The sequence below is a fragment of the Catenulispora sp. EB89 genome (assembly GCF_041261445.1).
Lineage (GTDB): Bacteria > Actinomycetota > Actinomycetes > Streptomycetales > Catenulisporaceae > Catenulispora.
The window spans coordinates 1-20,994 of record NZ_JBGCCU010000043.1; the positions used below are offsets into that span (position 1 = coordinate 1).

General features: G+C 70.9%; 19 protein-coding genes. 9 read left to right on the forward strand and 10 right to left on the reverse strand.

Annotated features, from left to right (window positions below; genetic code table 11):
• Positions 1-147: 147 nt before the first annotated feature.
• Genes trxA through ABH920_RS47560 form a run of 3 tightly spaced genes read right to left on the reverse strand, consistent with a single transcriptional unit; the run spans position 148 to position 2,057 of the window.
• Entirely contained in the window at positions 148-540 is a 393-nt protein-coding gene (gene trxA, locus ABH920_RS47550) for a thioredoxin (RefSeq protein ID WP_370356006.1), read from the reverse strand.
• Between the two features lie 48 nt (positions 541-588).
• Positions 589-918: a nucleotide pyrophosphohydrolase gene (locus tag ABH920_RS47555; RefSeq protein ID WP_370356008.1), complete on the reverse strand. Its 330-nt coding sequence runs from the start codon at positions 916-918 to the stop codon at positions 589-591.
• Between the two features lie 32 nt (positions 919-950).
• Positions 951-2,057 carry a LacI family DNA-binding transcriptional regulator gene (locus tag ABH920_RS47560; RefSeq protein WP_370356010.1) on the reverse strand — a complete coding sequence of 369 codons (1,107 nt, stop codon included), beginning with the start codon at positions 2,055-2,057 and terminating at the stop codon, positions 951-953.
• Positions 2,058-2,120: 63 nt separating this feature from the next.
• Here ABH920_RS47560 and ABH920_RS47565 point away from each other — a divergent pair, with 63 nt between their 5' ends.
• Both ABH920_RS47565 and ABH920_RS47570 read left to right on the forward strand, forming a co-directional pair.
• Positions 2,121-6,524 (forward strand): glycoside hydrolase family 38 C-terminal domain-containing protein, encoded by a 4,404-nt coding sequence (locus ABH920_RS47565; protein ID WP_370356012.1) that lies wholly within the window; start codon positions 2,121-2,123, stop codon positions 6,522-6,524.
• Positions 6,521-7,336: a hypothetical protein gene (locus tag ABH920_RS47570; RefSeq protein ID WP_370356014.1), complete on the forward strand. Its 816-nt coding sequence runs from the start codon at positions 6,521-6,523 to the stop codon at positions 7,334-7,336. Before ABH920_RS47565 ends, ABH920_RS47570 begins: the two co-directional genes overlap by 4 nt.
• A gap of 214 nt (positions 7,337-7,550) precedes the next feature.
• Here the strand turns inward: ABH920_RS47570 and ABH920_RS47575 are convergent, their stop codons facing one another.
• The gene (locus ABH920_RS47575; RefSeq protein ID WP_370356016.1) at positions 7,551-8,324 is read right to left on the reverse strand and encodes a DUF2127 domain-containing protein; all 774 of its coding nucleotides are present in this window, start codon (positions 8,322-8,324) and stop codon (positions 7,551-7,553) included.
• Between the two features lie 54 nt (positions 8,325-8,378).
• A complete protein-coding gene (locus ABH920_RS47580; protein WP_370356018.1) occupies positions 8,379-9,032 on the reverse strand; it encodes a TetR family transcriptional regulator in 654 nt (217 codons plus the stop codon).
• A 68-nt stretch (positions 9,033-9,100) separates the two neighbouring features.
• Between ABH920_RS47580 and ABH920_RS47585 the strand changes: the two genes are divergently transcribed.
• A complete protein-coding gene (locus tag ABH920_RS47585) occupies positions 9,101-10,453 on the forward strand; it encodes a GH1 family beta-glucosidase (protein WP_370356020.1) in 1,353 nt (450 codons plus the stop codon).
• Positions 10,454-10,481: 28 nt separating this feature from the next.
• Here the strand turns inward: ABH920_RS47585 and ABH920_RS47590 are convergent, their stop codons facing one another.
• Genes ABH920_RS47590 through ABH920_RS47600 form a run of 3 tightly spaced genes read right to left on the reverse strand, consistent with a single transcriptional unit; the run spans position 10,482 to position 12,449 of the window.
• Positions 10,482-10,865, reverse strand: coding sequence for a VOC family protein (locus tag ABH920_RS47590; RefSeq protein WP_370356022.1), 384 nt, complete (start codon positions 10,863-10,865; stop codon positions 10,482-10,484).
• A gap of 25 nt (positions 10,866-10,890) precedes the next feature.
• Complete coding sequence (locus ABH920_RS47595; RefSeq protein ID WP_370356025.1) at positions 10,891-11,763, reverse strand: TIGR02452 family protein; 873 nt, start codon at positions 11,761-11,763, stop codon at positions 10,891-10,893.
• Positions 11,764-11,771: 8 nt separating this feature from the next.
• Positions 11,772-12,449, reverse strand: coding sequence for a class I SAM-dependent methyltransferase family protein (locus ABH920_RS47600; RefSeq protein WP_370356027.1), 678 nt, complete (start codon positions 12,447-12,449; stop codon positions 11,772-11,774).
• Between ABH920_RS47600 and pip the strand changes: the two genes are divergently transcribed.
• Positions 12,448-13,407, forward strand: a complete 960-nt coding sequence (gene pip, locus ABH920_RS47605) for a prolyl aminopeptidase (protein ID WP_370356029.1) — start codon at positions 12,448-12,450, stop codon at positions 13,405-13,407. The genes ABH920_RS47600 and pip overlap by 2 nt on opposite strands.
• 71 nt (positions 13,408-13,478) lie before the next feature.
• Entirely contained in the window at positions 13,479-14,762 is a 1,284-nt protein-coding gene (gene kynU / locus ABH920_RS47610) for a kynureninase (RefSeq protein WP_370356031.1), read from the forward strand.
• A 21-nt stretch (positions 14,763-14,783) separates the two neighbouring features.
• Here kynU and ABH920_RS47615 read toward each other — a convergent pair whose 3' ends face one another.
• Together ABH920_RS47615 and ABH920_RS47620 are read right to left on the reverse strand one after the other, a co-directional pair.
• A complete protein-coding gene (locus tag ABH920_RS47615; RefSeq protein ID WP_370356033.1) occupies positions 14,784-15,941 on the reverse strand; it encodes an acyl-CoA dehydrogenase family protein in 1,158 nt (385 codons plus the stop codon).
• Between the two features lie 98 nt (positions 15,942-16,039).
• On the reverse strand, positions 16,040-16,891 hold the full coding sequence (locus ABH920_RS47620; RefSeq protein WP_370356035.1) for a spermidine synthase: 852 nt from the start codon (positions 16,889-16,891) through the stop codon (positions 16,040-16,042).
• A 411-nt stretch (positions 16,892-17,302) separates the two neighbouring features.
• On the opposite strand from ABH920_RS47620, the gene ABH920_RS47625 reads away from it, so the two are divergent.
• The 4 genes from ABH920_RS47625 (at position 17,303) to mctP (ending at position 20,921) form a co-directional block, all read left to right on the forward strand.
• Positions 17,303-17,977 (forward strand): hypothetical protein, encoded by a 675-nt coding sequence (locus ABH920_RS47625; RefSeq protein ID WP_370356037.1) that lies wholly within the window; start codon positions 17,303-17,305, stop codon positions 17,975-17,977.
• Positions 17,974-18,738, forward strand: coding sequence for a hypothetical protein (locus tag ABH920_RS47630; protein ID WP_370356039.1), 765 nt, complete (start codon positions 17,974-17,976; stop codon positions 18,736-18,738). The genes ABH920_RS47625 and ABH920_RS47630 overlap by 4 nt, the downstream gene beginning before the upstream one ends.
• Before the next feature lie 111 nt (positions 18,739-18,849).
• Positions 18,850-19,218, forward strand: a complete 369-nt coding sequence (locus ABH920_RS47635; protein ID WP_370356041.1) for a DUF3311 domain-containing protein — start codon at positions 18,850-18,852, stop codon at positions 19,216-19,218.
• Positions 19,215-20,921: a monocarboxylate uptake permease MctP gene (gene mctP, locus ABH920_RS47640; RefSeq protein ID WP_370356043.1), complete on the forward strand. Its 1,707-nt coding sequence runs from the start codon at positions 19,215-19,217 to the stop codon at positions 20,919-20,921. The genes ABH920_RS47635 and mctP overlap by 4 nt, the downstream gene beginning before the upstream one ends.
• Positions 20,922-20,994: the final 73 nt, after the last annotated feature.

Here is a 20,994-nt window from a genome sequence, read left to right on the forward strand (position 1 = left end):
GGGCGCGGGCCGGGCGCGAGGCGGGCGCGGGCCGCGATGCGGGGCCGGCCCTGAGGCGCGCCGCCCCCGCGGTTCCGGCGGCCGCCCTCCGTCCGGCGGCCGTCCTCCTACCGGTAGCGCTACCGCTCCTCCTACCGGCAGTGCTGCCTACGCCTGAGCGTCAGCGCCCTCATGCCCGCCGTTCTCATGCGCGGCGATCTGCTTGCGAACCTCGTCCATGTCCAGCGCCCGCGCCTGCTTGATCAGGTCCACCAACGGCGCCTCCGGCAGCGCGCCGGGCTGGCTGTACACCATCACGCCGTCGCGGAAGATCATCAGCGTCGGGATCGAGCGGATGTCGAACGCGCCCGCGAGCTCCGGCTGCTCCTCGGTGTCGACCTTGCCGAAGGTGATGTCCGGGTTGGCCTCCGACACCCTCCCGTAGATCGGTGCGAACTGCTTGCACGGCCCGCACCATTCCGCCCAGAAGTCGACCAGCACGATCCCGTCGGCGGTGACCGCCTGCTCGAATGTGTCCTTGGTCAGATCCACAGTGCTCATGCGAACCACCCTACGCGGCGAGTGTCCAGAGTGCCCGTTTCCGGCCCTCTAGCTGGGCGGGGCCGGGAAACGTACCTCGTTTCGGTCGATCTTCTCGGACAACGCCCGGAGCACGTCGACCCCGCACGCACTCGCCAGCTGCAACAGGTACGCCAACACGTCGGCGACCTCGTCCCGCACCCGGAAAGCCTTGTCAGGGTCCGACATCACCTCCGCCGACTCCTCCGGCGTGAGCCACTGGAAGATCTCCGCGAGCTCGGACGCCTCGACCGTCAGTGCCATCGCGAGGTTCTTCGGGGTGTGATACGGGCCCCACTGGCGCGACTTGGCGAACTCCACCAGCCGTCGTTGCAGCGACGCGATGTCGGGATCACTCATGCCGACCTCTCTATCACGGCCGGCGGCAGCGCCTACCGCCCCGGCTTCGCCGTGCTCTCCCGCACCGTCAGCCGCGGCGTCGCCGCCTTGATGTCGCCGACCGTCCCCGGCTCCTCCACGATCCGCATCAGCGCCTCGGCGACCTGCACGCCCAGCGCGTGCGTGTCGCGCGACAGCGCCGTGATCGCCGGATGCACGACCCGGGTCAGCACCGAGTCGTCGAAGGACACGATCGACAGCTCCGCCGGCACCCGGACGCCCATCTCGGTCGCCACCCCGAGCCCGGCGACCGCCATCAGGTCGCTGTCGTACACGATCGCGGTCGGCGCGTCCGGCTGGGACAGCAGCCGCCGGGTCACCGCCGCGCCCTCGCCGTCGCTGAAGTCCGTCGGCACCGACTGGGTGTCGGCCAGCCCCAGCTGCGCGGCCGCGTCCTTCAGGGCCCTGATGCGCCGCTGGGTGTGCTGGAACGCCGGGGTGCCCGCGACGTGCGCGATCCGCGTGTGCCCGAGCGCGGCCAGGTAGCGCACCGTCTCCAGCATGGCCTCGCGGTCGTCGGCCCAGACCGTCGGCAGGTCGCCGTGCTTGCCGTGGCCGCCGAGCACTATCGCCGGCACGCCGAGCCCCTCCACGACGGCGATCCGCGGGTCCTTGGTCTGCGGGTCCACGATCAGCAGGCCGTCCACCCGCTGCTCGCCGGCCCAGCGCCGGTAGATCGCGAGCTCGGCGTCGGTGTCGTCGACGACCTGGAGCAGCAGCGCGACCGAGCGCGCGGACAGTACCGACTGCATGCCGTAGATGAGCTGCGCGTAGAACGGCTCGGCGCCGAGCGTCCGGGTCGGCCGCGCCAGCACCAGCCCCACCGCGCCGGCCGGGGCCCCGCCCAGGGCCCGGGCGGCGCTGTGCGGGTGCCAGTTCATCCGTTCGGCGGCTTGAAGAATCCGCGTGCGGGTAGCCTCACTGACACCGGGGCGTCCGTTGAGCGCGAAGGAGACCGCGCTCGGCGACACCCCGACCTCGCGGGCGATGTCGGCGATGGTGAGCCGGTTCTTGTTCTTCCCGACGACCGCGGCCCGTCCATTACCCGCGGCGGCGCCGGCGGCACCAGGCTTGTTGACACCGCTGCCAGAGGTGGGCATTAATGACTCCCAGCTGCTTTAGCGCTTTAGTGGCTCGTTCGGGTGGGATTTCAAGGAGGGGCCGTGACCGTCCAGATCAAGTCCGTGGACTCGACGGAGCTTTTCCTCGGAACCGGTGCGGAACCTCGTCAAGTCCTACGGGTCGTGATCCAGCGGACCGTCACCGACGGTGCGGTGACTGTATCGCTTCTCGCTCTGAAGGTGCGAGCAACCTGCGAACTCGCGCCGGGAGACGGGGAAATCACCGTCGAGCTGCCGATGGAGATCGACGCCGATGTGGCCCCCGGCGAGACCCTCGCCGCAGAGCTCCGGCTGCTCGGCGCGGACGGCGAGACCCGCGCTGAGCAGCCGGTCAGCATCACGGTGGCCGAGCCCGGCTGGACCATGTACCTGGTCTCCCACTTCCACTACGACCCCGTCTGGTGGAACACGCAGGCCGGCTACACCCAGACCTGGGAACTGCAGGGCAACGACGGCACCACGCGCCCGGTCTGGGAGAACAACGCGTTCCATCTCGTCAAAGCCCACCTGGATCTCGCCGCCGCCGACCCCGACTACAGCTTCGTGCTGGCCGAGGTCGACTACCTGAAGCCGTTCTGGGACGTGTACCCGCAGTATCGCGCGCTTCTCCGGGAGCTGATATCCACCGGCCGGGTGGAAGTGATGGGCGGTACCTACAACGAGCCCAACACCAACCTCACCGGCCTGGAGACCACGATCCGGAACCTGGTCTACGGCATCGGCTACCAGCGCGACATCATGGGCGCCGACCCGCAGACCGCCTGGCAGCTGGACGTCTTCGGCCACGACCCGCAGTTCCCCGGCCTGGTCGCCGACGCCGGCCTGAGCTCCACGTCGTGGGCCCGCGGGCCCTACCACCAGTGGGGCCCGATGCTGACGAAGTTCGACGGGGTCCAGGGCGACGTCAAGAACATGCAGTTCCCCGCCGAGTTCGAGTGGATCTCGCCGTCCGGCCAGGGCGTGATCACCCACTACATGCCGAACCACTACTCGGCCGGCTGGTGGATGGACTCCTCGGCGACGCTCCAGGAGGCCGAGGAGAAGGTGTACGACCTCTTCCTCGGGCTCAAGCAGGCCGCCGCCACGCGCAACACGCTGCTCCCGGTCGGCACCGACTACACCCCGCCGAACAAGTGGGTCACCGCGATCCACCGCGACTGGAACGAGCGCTACGTCTGGCCGCGCTTCGTCACCGGCCTGCCCCGGGACTTCTTCGCGGCGGTCCACGCCGAACTCGCCGAGCGCGGCGTCCGGCCGAGCCCGCAGACCCGCGACATGAACCCGGTCTACACCGGCAAGGACGTGTCGTACATCGACACCAAGCAGGCGCAGCGCGCGGCCGAGACGGCGGCCGCCGACGCCGAGAAGCTGGCCACGTTCGCCTCGCTGCTGGGCTACGGCCGGTACCCGAGCGCCGCGCTGGACAAGGTGTGGCGGCAGCTGGCGTACGGCGCGCACCACGACGCGATCACCGGCTCGGAGTCCGACCAGGTCTACATCGACCTGGTGACCGGCTGGCGCGAGGCGCACGACCTGGCCGCCGAGGCCCGGGACGCGGCGCTGGAGGCGATCTTCCGGAACGTCGAGACGTACGGCGGCGCCGGGAACGGGACCGTCGGGGTGTTCAACACGCTGGCGTTCGAGCGGACCGACGTGGTCCGCGCGGCCGTGCGGCTGCCGGAGGGCATCGACGGCGGCGGGCTGCGGCTGATCGACGACGCCGGAGACGCGGTGCCGTTCGTCGTCGAGGCGCACGACGGGTCGCGCGTCGACATCGCCTTCGTCGCCGCCGGGGTGCCGGGGATGGGCTGGCGCAGCTGGCACGTCGAGTTCGGGTCCGCGGCCGGCACCCCGACCTGGCAGGAGACCGCCGAGCCCGCGGCGTCGATCGCCAACGAGTACTTCGAGATCTCGGCCGATCCGGCGCGCGGCGGCGGCCTGGCGAGCATCGTCGAGCTGGCCACCGGACGGCAGCTGCTCAAGCCCGGCGAGATCGGCAACGAACTGCGCGTCAGCGAGGAGTACCCGCAGCACCCCGAGTTCGGCGAGGGCCCCTGGCACCTGGTTCCGAACGGCGCCGTCACCGGCTCGGCCGCCGCGGCCGCCACGTCGGTGCGGGTCGAGGAGTCGCCGCTGGGCCGGCGCTACGTCGTCACCGGCACCGTCGGCGACGTCGACTACGAGCAGCGTGTCACGCTCTGGCACGGCCTGGACCGCGTCGACTTCCGCACCCGGGTCCTGGACTTCACCGGTGCCGACCGGCTGCTGCGCGTGAAGTTCCCGTGCGACGTGCCCGGCGCGCGCCCGGTGTCCGAGGTGGCCGGCGCCGTGATCGGCCGCGGCTTCGCGCTGCCGGACTCGGACGTCGCGGTCGCGCCCTGGACCCTGGACAACCCGGCGAACACCTTCTTCGCCCTCGGCAGCACCGCGACGCTGAGCCTGCGCGACCTCGACGCGGCCGGCCTCGACGCGGCCGACCACGAAGCGGCCGACCTCGGGCGCGTCGCGATCTCGGTCGCCGAGGTCGTCGCCGACGATCTGGACCGGCACGCCGAGGCGGTGCGCGAGCTGGTGGTGGCGCTGGCGCGGATCGGCGTCACCGCGACCACCACGACCGCCGAGGGCGCGCGGTACGGCTGGCTGCACGTCGACTCCAACCTCCCCGACATCCGCGTCGTGATCGGCGGCCCGGACAGCAACCCGCTGACCGCCGACATCTTCGAACACTGCGATCCCACGCTGCGGCAAGAGTTTGAAGGGCTGCTGAAGAACGAAGGGTGCGTCCGCTTCTTCATCCCGGCGCGGACCCCGGTCGAGAAGGCGTGGGTGCCGAACGCCGACCTGCGCGACGTGCGGGCCCTGCCGGTGCTGATCATCGCGGGGGAGCGGCCGGAGGACACCGCGCGAGGCGTGCACGAGGCGGCCGCTGCGTTCGCGGCAGACACGACACTCGCGGCCGTCACCGCCGACCCGGCCGACACGACGCTGCTCGACGACCACACCGTCGGCCTGATCAACAACGGCCTGCCCGGCTTCGCCGTCGACCCGTCGGGCGCGCTGCACCTGTCGCTGATGCGGTCGTGCACCGGCTGGCCGTCGGGTGTGTGGCTGGACCCGCCGCTGCGGCGCGCGCCGGACGGCTCGGCGTTCCAGCTGCAGCACTGGACGCACGACTTCGACTACGCGCTGGTGAGCGGCGCGGGGGACTGGCGCTCGGTGGGGCTGGTGGCGTCCGGGGCGGCGTTCTCGGCGCCGATGCTGACGCACCAGGAGGCGGCGCACCGCGGACCGCTGCCGGGGCGGCACTCGCTGCTGACGGTCACGCCGGAGGGCGCGGCGCAGGTCACGGCGGTGAAGCCGGCCGGGAACCCGGAGTCGGTGGGCTCGGGGCTGGAAGCGTCGCCGGAGCTGGGCTTCATGGTGCGCCTGGTGGAGGCGAACGGCACCGGCGAGACCGTCGCGGTGCGCAGCCCCCTCGGGGTACTCTCCAGCGACCGCGCCGACCTGCTGGAGGAGTGCGGACTGCGCTGCGAGGTGCGGGCGGCGGGCTCGGTGGAGCTGGCCGGGTCGCAGATCTCGACCGCGATCCTGGTGCCGCCGCAGGGCTCGGGCTCGTCGGCCTCGGCGCCGGTACTGGGGCGCGCGGCGGAGCCGGCGCAGCCGGTGTACTCGCGGTACTGGCTGCACAACCGGGGGCCGGCGCCGATGGGGTTCCTGCCGGTGTCGGTGGCTGCCACGCCGACGGTGCTGCGCGGGGCTGGCGAAGTGTCCGTCGCGGTCGCGAGTCAGTACACGGACACGACGTTCGAGGGGATGCTGACGGTCGTCGCGCCGGAGGGTTGGCGTGTCGAGCCGGAGTCGCGTCCGATGGCGCTGGAGCCCGGCGGGCACACGGTGTTTCCGCTGACGGTGGCGCCTTCGGAGGCGGCTGCGGCGGCGCCGGGCATGTATTTCGTGCGGGTGCAGTTGGCGGTGGGGGGTTCGGCGGGGGAGTCGGTGGTCGAGGACGTGATCAGCGTCCTGATCGACGCGCCGGAGTACGCGCCGCCGGCGACGTCGCCCGAGACCGAGATCGAGCTCGGGGTGCAGACCCAGGGGACGAAGAGCGAGACGGCGCGCCCGACGGGGTTGGAGATCACTTCCCTCACGCCGGCCGCCGGCCTCTCTCTGTCGCCCGGCGAGCGCGCCACGCTGCGCGTCGGCTTGCGGAACACGACCCGCGGACGCATCGACGGCGAGGCCATGCCGGTCAGCCCGTGGGGGACGTGGGACTTCATCGGGCCGTACGCTGCGGCGTTCAGCGTCGAGGCGGGAGCCGAGGCTTCGGTCGAGTTCGAGGTGGCGATCCCCGCCACGGCCGAACCCGGGCACTGGTGGGCTCTGGTGAAGCTGATGTGGTTCGGGCGTTCGCAGTACACGGCGGCGGTGCCCGTGGTGGTGCGGTGACGCACTCGCACGACCTGCACTCGCACCACAGCGACGCCGCGGCGGCTGCGCAAGCGCAGCGCGAGGCGACGGTGATCGGCTGGGTCGACGGCGTCGCGATCCCGCGCGAGCGCTTGGACCTTCGGGTTGGGGAGCTGCGCGCGGGGCGGCTCGCGGCGCGGCTGCCGGTGGTCGGGAGCAAGGAGGACCGGCAGTTTCTGCGGTGGACGGCGCAGGTGCTGCTGACGGAGGAGCTTTGCCGGGTCGAGCTGGCGCGGCTGCGGCGCAGCTCTGAATCTGCTTCGGATTCTGCGGCGATAGCGGCGCCTCGGCCGCTGACCCAAGCGGCATCTCTCCACCTGGGCTCGATCAACGCGGCGGTCTGGACGTCGACTCCGGCGATGTCAGCGCTCTACGACCTCGTCACGGAGCCCTCGTCGCCCACGACGCCGAATACCGACACGCGCACCTGGTACCGAGTCACCCACGCCGGCGCCGCCACCGCCCTCGACGCGGCGACCACCGCCCCAACGCCCCTCGGCTGGACCACCCTCGACGACCTCCCAGCCCCCCTCGCCGCCGAACTGCGCACCCGCGCCGCAGGAACCCGGGTCGGCCCGATCCGCACCAGCCTCGGCTGGCACTTCGCCACCGTTACAGCCACCGAGCAACGCCCCACCCAACCCGGCCAGCCCACCGACCCCACCGACCCGGCGCGCCTGACCGCCTTCAACCGCTGGCTCGACCACCGTCGCCGTGACCTCGTCGCGCACGCGCCCGGCTTCGAGCACCCCGGCGATCCCGGCCAGCCGGACAATACGCATCGGCACTAGTGCTCGACCGCCGCCGCCGCGCTCTCGTCGCGCACGTCCTTGGCTTCGAGCGCCCCGGCGATCCGGGGCAGCCGGACAATACGCACCGGCACTAGCGCTCGGTTCGCCGCCTGCGTGACTCGCGTCCGCTCTGCCTGTGCCGCCCCGCCAATCGCTTTGCCCCAGCTTGACCGCCGGCTACGCGACCGCGGCCGCCTGCCCGCAGCCGCACGCCCTACCCCGCCGCCCGCTCCACCTCCACCAGCGAAGCCGCATGCCGCTCCGCCTCATAAGCCCGCTTCCCGCCGCGCACCCCGAACAGGCGCTTCGTCCACACCAGGTACAGCACCAGCGCCAGGTTCAGCGCGAAGGTCACCAGCTTCAGCGGGCTCACCCTGTGCGCCAGCTCGTACACCTCCAGCGGCAGGAACATGCCCGTCGCCACAAACGCGAAGTATTCGCCCCAGCGCTGCAACAGCCACAGGCCGACGCCCTCCACCACCTCCACAGCCGCGTACGCCGCCAGCGCGATCACGATCCACGTCAGCGTCGTCGGCCGTGCGTCGACCGCCTTCTGCAGCAGCTCCAGTGTCTTCGAGTTCTGCAGGTCGAAGCCCGCGCGTCCGAACACCTGCTTCACCACCGGCGCCGCCTGGTCGAACGCCTGCCGCAATTCGTTCTGGCGCCCGGCGAACCGGTGCACCACGTACGCCGCCGCCCCCAACAGCAGCGCCCGGACCCACCGCTCCACCGCGAAGAACCGCAGCAGCACCGCGTCGCGCATCTCCGCGCCGCGCTTCACCAGCGGGGCGTCCTCGGCGGGCCCCGACGGCGGCATCGTGGCCGAGGGTACGAAGTCCGCGCACCGCAAGCACCGCCACGTCGCGCCGCCCGCGGTCTCGGCCGTCAGCCGCGCACGCAGCGCCGGCTCGGTCGGCGCGTAGAGCACGTGGCCACTGAACGCGCACCCCAGGAGGCTCCAGTCGAAGCGGTGCCGCTCGTCATCCATTCCGCCACAATATCGGGTGAAACAGACAAAGAAGCTGTCTCGGCCTACTTAGGCTCAGCCCACGTAGTAAGGCCCCAGATAAGCCACCAACAGCTTCTTGCACTCCGCGATCAGCGCCGCGTCCCCCTCCGGATCGCTCCGGAACGCCAGCTGCAGCACCGCGTCCGCGGCCTCCATCGTCACCCGCAGCGCCAGCTCGATCTCCGCGCTCCCGGCGCGCGAGGAGTCCAGGAACGGCGTCAGCATCCGCAGCCGCCGCGCCACCGCCGTGTTGTTCTCGACGTTCTCGTCCAGCAGGTACAGGTCCCGCGGGTCCGCGTCCGACCACTCGCTCCCCGCGCCGAAGTCCAGCACTCCGAACCCGGGCAGCGTCCGGCGCATGTCCACGAACTCGTCGATGGCGACGTCCACGACCTCCTCCACCGATCGTGGCACCGCCTCGCCGTAGTGCCGCTCCAGCCGCCCCATGTAGTTCTCGAGGTTCCGCGCGGCCAGGGCGTGCACGAGCGCGCTCTTGTCGGCGAAGAACTGGTACACGGTCCCGATCGGCACCTCGGCACGCTTGGCCACCTCGGTGGTGGTGAGGCCGGCGAACCCGACCTCGTCCAGCAGCTCGGCGCACACGTTGAGGATCCGCTCGTAGCGCTCCGCGCTGCGCCGCTGCATCGGCCGCCGGCGCAGTCCCGCGCTCTCGGTCGTGGATTCCATTCCCCTATTCTCCTCCGCCCGCTAACCTGAGGATGACTCATGTTAGTCCGTCCCGGAGGTGGCCCGCAGTGACAACCCATGCCCCGCTCCCGCCGTTCCCCGCGGCCTTCCACTGGGGGACGTCCACCTCCGCCTACCAGATCGAGGGCGCGCCGGCCGAGGACGGCAAGGGCGTGTCGATCTGGGACACCTTCGTCCGCCGGCCCGGCGCCGTGCGCGACGGTCAGACCGGCGACGTGGCCTGCGACCACTACCACCGCAGCGCCGAAGACATAGCCCTGATGACGGACCTCGGCGTGAACGCCTACCGCTTCTCGGTGGCCTGGACCCGGATCCAGCCCGACGGCTCCGGCCCGGCGAACCCGGCCGGCCTGGCGTTCTACGAACGCCTCGTGGACTCCTTGCTGGAGAAGGGGATCACGCCGTTCCCCACCCTGTTCCACTGGGACCTCCCGCAGGCCCTGGAGGACCGCGACGGCTGGCTCGCCCGCGACACTGCCCACCGCTTCGCCGAGTACGCCGCGCTCCTGGCCGACCGCCTCGCCGACCGCGTCGAGCACTGGATCACGCTCAACGAGCCCTTCATCCACCTCGCGTTCGGCTACGCCTTCGGCGTCCACGCCCCGGGCCGCGCGCTGATGACCGACGCCATCCCGGTCGCGCACCACCAACTCCTGGCCCACGGCCTGGCGGTCCAGGCCCTGCGCTCCGCGGGCGCCCGGAAGGTGATGATCGCCAACAACTGCACTCCGGTCTGGCCCGCGAGCGACGCCGCGGACGACAAAGCGGCCGCAGAGGCCTACGACACCCTCCACAACCTCCTGTTCAACGACCCGATCCTGCTCGGCCGCTACCCGGACCTCTCGGCCTACGGCACCGGCCCCGACCTGCACGGCGTGGTCCGCGACGGCGACCTCCAGACCATCGCCGCGCCCCTGGACGGCCTCGGCGTCAACTACTACAACCCGACCCGCGTCGCCGCCCCCGGCCCCGAACACGGCCTGCCGTTCCAGGACGTCCCGATCGAGGGCGTCCCGCGCTCGGCGTTCGACTGGCCGGTCGTCCCGGACGGCCTGCGCGAACTTCTCGTGGGCCTCGCCGCCCGCTACGGCGAAGCCCTCCCGCCGATCTACATCACCGAGAACGGCACCTCGGTCGACGACAAGGTGGTCGCCGGCCGCGTTGCGGACGCCGACCGCATCGCCTTCCTCGACGGCCACATCAGGGCCCTGGCGCAGGCCATGGACGCCGGCGTCGACGTCCGCGGCTACCTGACCTGGACCCTGCTGGACAACTTCGAGTGGGCCGAGGGCTTCCACCAGCGCTTCGGGCTGGTGCACGTGGACCACCAGACGCAGGCGCGGACCCCGAAGGACTCGTACTACTGGCTGCGCGACCGGCTCGCGGAGCTGTCGTACTAAGCCGCGCTAAGGCGAGCCGAGACGGCCGCTAACGCGCCGAGACCATCTGTAGCGTCCACGTGTTCCCGTCGGGGTCGGCGAACCGCGCGTAGGCGACGTCGGGCTTGCCCTCAGCGGACATCGTCTCGACCTCCGCGATCTCCACGCCGCGCCCGGCCAACTCCTCCCGCGCGGCGTGGATGTCGTCCACGACCAGGTGCAGCATCTGCACGGATCCAGGCGCGCTGCCGACCACCCCCTTGCCGAACGCGATGGAGCACGCCGACCCCGGCGGCGTCAGCTGCACCACCCGGAATTCGTCCCCGAACGCCACGTCGTGATCGACGTGGAACCCGGCCAGGCGCTCATAGAAGTCCTTGGCCCGGTCCACGTCCGTCACCGGGAGCGGGATCAGTTCGAGCTTGAAGTCCATGGCGCCAGCCTGGCACAGCCCGGGGTCAGACCAGCGAAGGTTCCCGTCCCAAATCCCCGAACGCCTCCCGGAACGCCGCGAACGTCGTCTTCGCCGAAGATGTGTCGTACACGGCGAACACCACCCGTGCGAATCTGCCCTCGAAGGCACCCTCGTCCGCGAGGTGCCCGCGGAAGACCCGAGCCACAGTCGTCGGATCGTTGCGGAACACGCCGCAGCCCCACGCGCCGAGCACCAGCGTCCGCACGCCGTGCCGCGCCGCCACGGCCAGCACGCGGCCGGCGCGCTCGGTCAGCAGCCCCTCGATCTCGTCCAGGGCCGCGGGGTCGTGCTTGGCCAGCGCCCCGGCGTTCGGGGCCGGCGACGTCAGATAAGAGACCTGATACGGCGTGTCCAGCAGTCGAGTAGCACTGTCCCGATAGACGGGCACCGAGGGCGAGAAGATCACGCGGTGGCTGTACCGGGTGTCCCGGTTCGCACGGTGCGCGTCGTAGTAGTCACGCGCCTCCAGCAGCGTCGTGTACAGCGCCGAGCTGCGGCAGATGTCCTCCTCCTGGGCCCGCGCGCCGCCGAGGTAGCCGCCGCCGGGGTTGCGGGCCGAGGCGAAGTTCAGGATCGCGACGTCGCTCGCGCCTTCGGCGAGGACCAGCCGCTGGCCGGCCGCCGTGCTGGTCTCGCCGGTGACCTCGAACGCCGTCTCGTGGCGAGCCGCATCGGCGGCGTTGGCAGCCTGGTCGTTCAAGAGCCACTGCGTCTGGTCCGGGCTGTACGAACGCGTGCCCTGACAAGCGGCAGCCACATCCGCGGCCAGATCCACACGAGCACCACGCGGATTCACGTAGTACCCGGCGGCGATGATGCTCTCGTTCTCGAGAGCGAGGCTTTTATATATCCCCATGAGACTTTCTACTTAACGAAGGTGAAAAGCTTTGTGTCGTCGGGCAGCGGAGCGGGATTCCGCTCGTGCCGATTCCCGGCGACATAAACCGCGGTCGGCAATTCCGAGTCCGATTCCCACAAGTCGGAGAATCCCGCAGCGGTGAACCACCCGTGGATCCGCGGGATCACGGCCGGATCGAAGCGGTGCCGCGTCCAGATCGCGGTGCCGCCGCGCGCGGTCAGATTCGCGGCGCGCGTCGCGGTGTTCTGGATGTCGGCTTCGGTGATGTTGCCGAAGATGCCGCACAGCAGGAGCAGATCCGCCGGAGCGTAGTCGCCGAAGAGCGCCGGATCGGCCGCGTCGCCGGTCACGACGTCGACGACGCCGTCCAGGCCGGTCGCGGCCGCGGCGTCCCGGGCCACCCGCGCGATCGCCGGATCGAACTCGATCAGCCGGGCGCGGACGTCAGCGCGCCGCGGATGCTCGGCGAGCACCGGGATCAGGTCCCTGCCTTGGCCGGCGCACAGACTCAGGATCTTGATGCTCCCGGCCGGGGCTTCGTCGAGCGCGCGCTGAATACCCCGCTGGACCACGGCCAGCCGCTGCGCCAGTGACGAGCCCGGATTGTCGTATTCCGCGAACCACGCCTTCCAGTCCCTTAATCCGGGCCTGGTCTCGTCGCCGGGGTCTACGATCGCGTCCATGTCTATTGTCTACCCTCCCATGGGTCCTTACGCCACCGGATTCCTCGACGTCGGCGACGGGAATCAGATCTACTACGAAGAGCTCGGCAATCCGGACGGCAAACCCGCGGTCAACCTGCACGGCGGTCCCGGCGCCGGCTCGATGGTGGGCCCGACCAAGGCCTGGGATCCCGAGAAGTGGCGCGTCATCCGCTTCGACCAGCGCGGCTGCGGGCGCAGCACGCCGCACGCGTCCGACCCGGCGACCGACATGTCCGTCAACACCACGTGGCATCTGGTGCGCGACATCGAGCTCCTGCGCGAGCATCTGGGTATTGAGAAGTGGCTGGTGAAGGGTGCCTCCTGGGGCGCCAGCCTGGCCCTGGTCTACGCGCAGACGCACCCGGAGCGGGTCACCGAGATGATCATCCCGGCCGTCACCTCGACCCGTCCGGAGGAGACCGACTGGCTCTACCACGGGGCGCGCCGGCTGTTCCCCGAGGCCTGGGACCGTTTCCGCACCCACGTGCCCGAGGGCGAGCGTGACGGGAACCTGGTCCAGGCGTACGGCCGGCTGATGGAGAACCCGGACCGTGCGGTGCGCGAAGCGGCGGCGGCCGAGTGGGTCAGGTGGGAGGACGCGCTGATCTCGCAGGAGAGCAACGGAAGTCCCGGTGCGTACAGCAAGCGGGTCGACGACGACCGGCTGGCCTTCGTCCGTATCTGCGCGCACTACTTCGGCCACGACGCCTGGCTGGAGCCCGGCCAGGTCCTGCGCGACATGCACAAGCTGCACGGCATCCCGGCGGTCCTCGTCCACGGCCGTCACGACCTGGGCAGCCCGGTGTACACCGCGTGGGAGATCGCGCAGGAGTGGCCGGACGCGAAACTGATCGTCATCGAGGACTCCGGCCACACCGGCAGCGAGGCGATGGCACAGGCGCTGAACCAGGCGACGGAGGAGTTCTCGAAGCGGTAGCGCGATGACTCTCCCCGGGGCGCGCGCGAGCCCCCGTTCCGCGCGCGCCCACCCTCGCCTAGTCTGATCACGTGCCCGACACCACAGCTCACCCCCGCAATGACGCGGAACACCGTGACGCGACCGACCCGTTGGCGTCCCTGCGCAGCCGTTTCGTGATCCCCGACGAAAAACTCATCTACCTCGACGGCAACTCCCTCGGCCGGCTCTCCAAGGCCTCCCTGGACCGGGTCCAGGACGTCGTGGCCGGCGAATGGGGCGACCGGCTGATCCGGTCGTGGAACGAGCGCTGGCAGACGCTGCCGCAGACCGTCGGCGACTACCTCGGACAGCACTTCCTGGGTGCCGCGCCCGGACAGGTCGTCGTCTCCGACTCCACGTCGGTGAACCTCTTCAAGCTGGCCTCCGCCGCTCTCGACGCGCGTCCCGGCCGGGACGTGATCGTCAGCGATTTCCACAACTTCCCGACCGACCGGTACATCCTGGAAGGCCTGGCCGCCGCGCGCGGCCTGGAGCTGAAGCTGGTCGAGTTCGACGAGCTCCTCGGCCCGACCGCCGACCAGCTCCGCGCGGTCCTGGACGCCGACGGCCTGGCCGAGCGCACCGCGCTGGTCTCGCTGTCGCAGGTGGACTACCGCTCCGCAGCCCTGGCCGACCTCACCGCCGTGAACCAGGTCGTGCACGACGCTGGCGCGCTCGTGCTGTGGGACCTGTGCCACTCGGCGGGCTCGGTCCCGATCGAACTGGACGCCAGCGGCACCGACTTCGCCGTCGGCTGCACCTACAAGTACCTGAACGGTGGCCCCGGATCCCCGGCGTTCCTCTACGCCAACGCCTCGCTCATCGGCGGGGTCCGGCAGCCGATCTGGGGCTGGTACGGGCAGAACGACCAGTTCGCGATGGGCCAGGGCTACGACCCGGTGCCCTCGGCGACGCGGTTCCTGGTCGGCACCCCGCAGGTGGTCGGCGTCTCGCTGGTCGAGGCCGGCGCGCAGGTCCTCGCCGAGGTCGGCATCAAGCCGTTGCGGGACAAGGGCGTGGCGCTCACGGAGTTCGCGATCGAGCTGTTCGACGCGTGGCTGGCCCCGCTCGGCTTCACCCTCGGCAGCCCGCGCGACTCCGCCGTGCGCGGCAACCATGTCTCCGTGCGGCACCCCGAGGCGTACCGGATCTGCCGCGCGCTGATCGAGCAGGACGTCATCCCCGACTTCCGCACGCCGGACCGGGTGCGGCTGGGGATGGCCCCGGCCACGACCCGGTTCGTGGACGTCTGGGACGCGTTCGACGCCATGCGCCGGATCGTGGAGACGAAGTCCTACGAGCAGATCGACCCGACGCGCACCGACGTTACGTGACGCCGCGCGAAGTCGCTGGGCTCACAGGCCCAGCGACTTCGCGATGATGGTCTTCATGACCTCGCTGGTCCCGCCGTAGATGCGGGACACGCGGGTGTCCGCGTACAGCCGCGCGATCGGGAACTCGGTGATGTAGCCGTAGCCGCCGTGCAGTTGCAGACACTTGTCGATGACGCGGCCCGCCACCTCGGTGCAGAACAGCTTCACCTTCGCCGCGTCGGCGACCGTCAGCTCGCCGGCCTCGTGCAGCTCCAGCGCGCGGTCCACCATGCACTGCGCCGCTTCGACCTCCGTCGCGCACTCGGCGAGCACGAACTTGGTGTTCTGGAACGAGGCCACCGAAGTGCCGAACACCGTGCGCTCGCGGACATAGTCCAGCGCGAACTGCAACGCCGCGGACGCCGAGGCGTAGCCGCCGACCGCGATCGCCAGCCGTTCCTGCGGCAGGTTGTGGGTCAGGTAGCCGAAGCCCTTGCCAGGCTCGCCGAGCAGGTCCTCCACCGGGACCAGCACGTCGGTGAACGCCAGCTCGGCGGTGTCAGAGGTCTTCAACCCGATCTTGTCCAGCTTGCGCCCGACCGAGTAGCCCGCCGCCTTGGTGTCCACGCACAGGATCGACAGCCCGCCGCGCCGGTCCTCCGGCGTCGCCGGTGCGGTGCGCGCGACCACCAGCACCAGGTCCGCCAGCACGCCGCCGGTGATGAAGGTCTTCGCGCCGTTGAGCACGTAGTGCCGGCCGTCCTCGGTCAGCTTCGCGGTGGTCTGGATCCCGGCCAGGTCCGAGCCGGTACCGGGCTCGGTCATCGCGATCGCCGTCATCATCTCGCCGGACAGGAACTTCGGCAGCCAGCGTGCCTTCTGCTCCTCGGTGGCGTAGGCAAGCAGGTACGGCAGGATCAGGCCGACGTGCACCGTCGTGGTGCCGAACGTCACGCCGGCGCGCGTGGTCTCCTCGATGACGATCGCCTGGTACTTGAAGGTGCTCAGCCCGGCGCCGCCGTACTCCTCCGGCACCTCGATCCCGAACACCCCGAGCTCGCCGAGCCGGTGGTAGAACTCGCGCGGCGGGTGCCCGGCCTGCTCCCACTCGGGGTAGACCGGCACGACCTCCTTGGCGATGAAGTCGCGCAGCATGGCGCGGAAGGCTTCGTGGTCCTCGGTGTAGACGGTGCGGCGCATGGCGCCAAGTTACCGGCGGGTAAGGGAAAAGGCCATGGGCCGGTCCGGTTTCGGCCGGTGTCGCGGGGCGGCTGTCAGAGCGTGTTGCTCCGCGGCCTTCAGAACGCGTCGGCCGGCGGTTCCGGCGAGGCCTCGGCGTCGGCGTCCGTCACCGGCTTCGCCCCGCCCTGGAAGTCGTCCAGATCCTTCCCGCGCACCACCCGGCTCGGGAACGGATCCGAGGCGGCGCGCCGGATCAGCCCGGCCACCGGCAGCGGCGCGTCCGAGGCCATCAGCACCAGGTTGCCGAACTTGCGGCCGCGCAGGATGCCGGGGTCGGCGAGCAGCAGCACGTGCTCGAAGTGCGCCTTGGCGGTGGCGACCTGGCGGCGCGTGAACGTCAGGCCGGCGCCGGCCGTGCCGTCGGCGAGGTTCACCACGTGCACCCCGGTCGGGCGCAGGGCGCGCTTGGACAGCGCGACGTACTCGGTCGACGTGAAGTGCTTCGGGATCCGCGCCTCGGCGAAGACGTCGGTGACCGTCACGTCGAAAGCGCCCTCCGGGACGCGGCCCAGCACGTCGCGCGCGTCGCCGGTGCGCAACCGCACGCGCGCGTTGCGCGGCAACGGCAACTCCTTGCGGACGAAGTCCAGGAGCTTGCCGTCGATCTCCACCACCTGCTGCCCGGAACCGGGGCGGGTGACCGCGATGTAGCGCGGCAACGTCAGCCCGCCGCCGCCGAGGTGCAGCACGCGCAGCGGCGCGCGTTCCTCGGCGGTGAGGTCCACCAGGTGCGCGATCTGCCGGACGTACTCGTACTCCAGGTACGTCGGGTCGTCGAGGTCGACGTGCGACTGCGGGGTCCCGCCGATCATCAGCTGGTAGGCGTTGCGGCGGTCCAGATCGCGGAGGAGGTCCGGGCCGTCGGGGTCGTCGGCGGGGAATTCCTGCGGGGTTTTGGCGCGCGGCATGCCCGAGAGTCTAAGTGCCCCGCCGCTTTTGACGGCTTTCGCGAGGTCGGACGGCATTGCGCCACTCGATAGAGGGACTTTTCGGTACTAGCTGCCCAATTCGGCTATCACAGACACTGAGGGTCGGCAGCCGCAGTCGTCCGAGCAGGTGGGGACGGCGTCGTGGGCCGCGCGCAGGGGCGCGGGCCACGACGCCGAAGCCGAGGGAGAAGCCCGGATGGCGCCGATGCGGTGGGCGGTCCGTGCTCGTGGGGGTGTGACGGGGTGTGACCGGGCGTGACGGGGGAGTGAGGCGGCCGGTGGTCCGGCCGCGGCGTCCCTCGGCGGGCCCCTTCGGGAGAGCTTCGGGATCAGGCTTCGGGACAGGTTTCGGTATCAGGACCCTGGCGGGGGAACGGAGGCGGCACAGCCGTGGTGCGCAGCAGATTCGGATTCGGCGTCGCGGTGTGCGTGCAGGTCGCCGTGCTCGGCGTCGGGGCAGGCGCGTGCTTGGCCCTCGCTGCCGAGGGGCACGCGGCGGTGGCGAACTCCGGTGTGGCCGGCGATGCGGGCGATCCGGGCGATCCGCTCCCGACGCCGCCGCCCCCGACCCCGATCGGCGGGCAGCCGACGCCGCTCCCCACCGATCCGCTCCCGGTCGAACCCGGGTTGCCGTTCGGCTCCTCGTTCCACCAGCATCTGCCGCTGCCGAGCCCTCCGGCGCCGCCGCCCTCGACGCCGCCACCCCCACCGCCGCCCCGGCCGACGCCGCCTCCACCGCCCGCACCGCCACCGCCGCGACCGACGCCGCGCCCGGTGCCGCCGCCCCCGCGGCCCACGCCGCGTCCCCGGCCGCCGGCGCCTCGGCCGGTGCCGCCGCCTCCGGTGGTGCACCGTGTCGTGCCGCCGCCGGTGCCCCGGCCGACGAAGAAGCCTGAGATCCCCCCGGTCGAGGCGGCGCCGCCGCCGGACCGGCCGGACCCGGGTCCCGACTGGGGCCTGACCACGCTCGTCGCCCTGATGGTCCCGGCGACCATCGCGGCGGCCGCCGCGGCCGGCGGGGCCGCGGGCGGACCAACCGGACCGGCCTCAGGAGGCAAACCGTGATGGTGTTCTGGGCGATCGTCGCCCTCGTCGTCGGCGTGATCATGGCGGTCGGCCTGGCCCGGCTGCTCGGCCGCTCCGAGCGGGCGGTCTCCGGATCGCACAACCCGCAGGCGCTGTCGGTGGTAGGCAGTGCTCTGCTTTCCTCGTTCATCCTGATGACCGCGTTCCTGATCGCCAGCACCTGGTCGACCTACAACACCGACCGTCAGCACACGTACGACGAGGCCCGTTCCGTGACCACCACGTACTGGCTGGCCGGCAAGCTCCAGCCGGCCGACCGGGACCGGGTGCGCGCCGGGCTGACCATGTACGCCAGCCAGGTCGTCGCCGACGACTGGCCGGCCATGGGCCGCCATCAGACCTCTGAGGCGGCCGCGGCGACGCTGGACGGCCTGCGCGTCGCGGTCGGCGCGATCCATCCGGCCGCCGCCGCCGACGAGAAGAGCCGGGCCGACGTCGCCGCCGCGCTCGACGACATCTACTCCAAGCGGCTGATCAGGGCCGCGGACGTCAACTACTCCATGCCATCGCTGCTCTACTTCGCGCTCGTGGTCGCCGCGCTGCTGCTGGTCGCCTATCCGCCGCTGGTGGGGCTGACGGCCAACGGCCGCAATGTGGTGGTGTTGTCGGGTCTCGGCGCGATGGTCGGTTTGGGAATCCTCATTGTCATCGGGTTGTCTCACCCCTACTCCGAGCCGCTGGCCATCGCGCCGACGGCCTTCCGACACGCGCTTGAGCAATTCATGCAGATCAACGGATGAGGCCAATACCATCCGTTACCGAGTCGTTGTCAACGAGCCGGTGATCGGAGCCGCGCGGGGCGACTAGATTTCGGCGCAGTTTCCCTACGTAAACGGGAGGGTTCTCGTCTCATGTCAGAGCACGGGCTGAGTACTAGAGGGCCGGTGGTGACGCCGGCCCGCCTCATCGCGGCGGTCTGCGTCATCGTGCCCTTCGTCGCGGTGCTGTGGGTGCCGATCTTCGACAAGGACAAGCCAGAGGTCGCGGGCTTCCCGTTCTTCTTCTGGTGGCAGCTTCTGTGGGTCGCGGTGACGGCGGCGCTCATGGGGCTGGCGTACTTCGTGGTGCGGCGCGAGGAGTTGGCGCGCAAGGCGGCGGTTGTCGCGCCGGCTGTGTCGGCCGCGCCGGCCGCGCCGGCCGGGGAGACCGTCGCCGAGGCGCCCGCGGAAGAGTCCGCGGCGAAGTCCGAGGAAGAGCCTGAGGAAGGGGATTCGGAATGAGACCCCACCTGACCGCCTCGACGGTCCCGACCCCGGACGTCGGCACACACGGCATCAACAAGACCGAACTGACCGTCGTCATCTTCTTCTTCCTGCTGGTCTCGGTGCTCGGCTTCCTGGCTGCGCGCTGGCGCAAGGCCCGCGAGGCGAACCACCTGGAGGAGTGGGGCCTGGGCGGCCGCAGCTTCGGCGGCTGGATCACCTGGTTCCTGCTCGGCGGCGACCTGTACACCGCGTACACGTTCGTCGCGGTCCCGGCGGCGCTGACCGCGGGCGCGTTCGGGTTCTTCGCGGTGCCGTACACGATCATCGTGTGGCCGCTGGTCTTCCTGTTCCTGCCGCGGCTGTGGTCGGTCTCGCGCAAGCGCGGCTACGTCACGCCCGCCGACTTCGCCCGAGGTCGGTACGGCTCGAAGTCACTGGGTCTGGGCGTCGCCATCGTCGGCGTGGTGGCGACGATGCCGTACATCGCGCTGCAGCTCGTCGGCATCCAGGCCTGCCTGGACGTGATCGGCATCGGCGGCAAGGGCTCCTCGACGTTCGCCAAGGACCTGCCGCTGTTCATCGCCTTCGCGGTGCTGGCGGCGTTCACGTACACCTCGGGGCTGCGCGCCCCGGCGGTGATCGCGTTCGTCAAGGACTTCCTGATCTACCTGGTCATCATCGTCGCGGTCATCTACATCCCGACCCGCGTCGTCGGCGGCTGGCACGGCATCTTCCACCTGGCCTCCACCAGCGGCGGCAAGACCAAGCCCGGCTTCCTGTCGCTGAACGGGGCCAACGGCAAGACCAACGCCTTCCCGTACGCGACCCTCGCGCTCGGCTCGGCGATGGCGCTGTTCATGTACCCGCACGCGCAGATCGGCGTGCTGTCCACAAAGTCCCGCAACACGGTCCGCAAGAACCTCGCGGGCCTGTCGATGTACTCGCTGGTGCTGGGCTTCATCGCCCTGCTCGGCTACATGGCGCTGGCCGTCGGCTTCAACGGCACCGCCAAGGGCCACCTCGGCGGCAACGCACAGCGCGCGGTCCCGGCGCTGTTCGACGCGGTGTTCCCGTCCTGGTTCGCTGGCGTGGCGTTCGCGGCGGTGGCGATCGGCGCCCTGGTGCCGGCGGCCATCATGTCGATCGCGGCGGCGAACCTGTTCACCCGCAACATCTTCGTGGACTTCATCAAGCCCGACGCCACCCCGCACCAGCAGGCGCAGGTGTCCAAGACGGTGTCGCTCCTGGTGAAGTTCGGCGCCCTGGCCTTCGTCCTGGGCCTGGACGCGACCAGCGCGATCAACTTCCAGCTCCTCGGCGGCGTCCTGATCCTGCAGACCTTCCCGGCGATCGTGATCGGCCTGTTCAACCGCTGGTTCCACCGCTGGGCCCTGGTGGCCGGACTGTGGACCGGCGTGATCTACGGCATCGTGGTCGCCTGGCAGCAGAAGAAGTTCGCGGCCGACGGCAAGACCGTGCTGCAGCAGCACTTCGGCAACCAGATCGCGAAGGTCCCGGGCACGCACCTGTACTCCTACATCGCGATCACAGCCCTGGTCCTGAACCTGCTGGTGTCGGTGGTACTGACGCTGGTGTTCCGCGCGGTGAAGGTCGCCGACGGCGTCGACGAGACGCAGGCCGGGGACTACACGGCCGACGAGGGCGACGCGGACCTGCCGGACCTCATCGAGGCCGAGCCGGCGCTGGCGGAGTTGTAGAGCTGGCGCGGTTCTAGCTCTGGAGGTACGTACGAAGCCCCGAGGCCTTGCGGTCTCGGGGCTTCTGCACTTC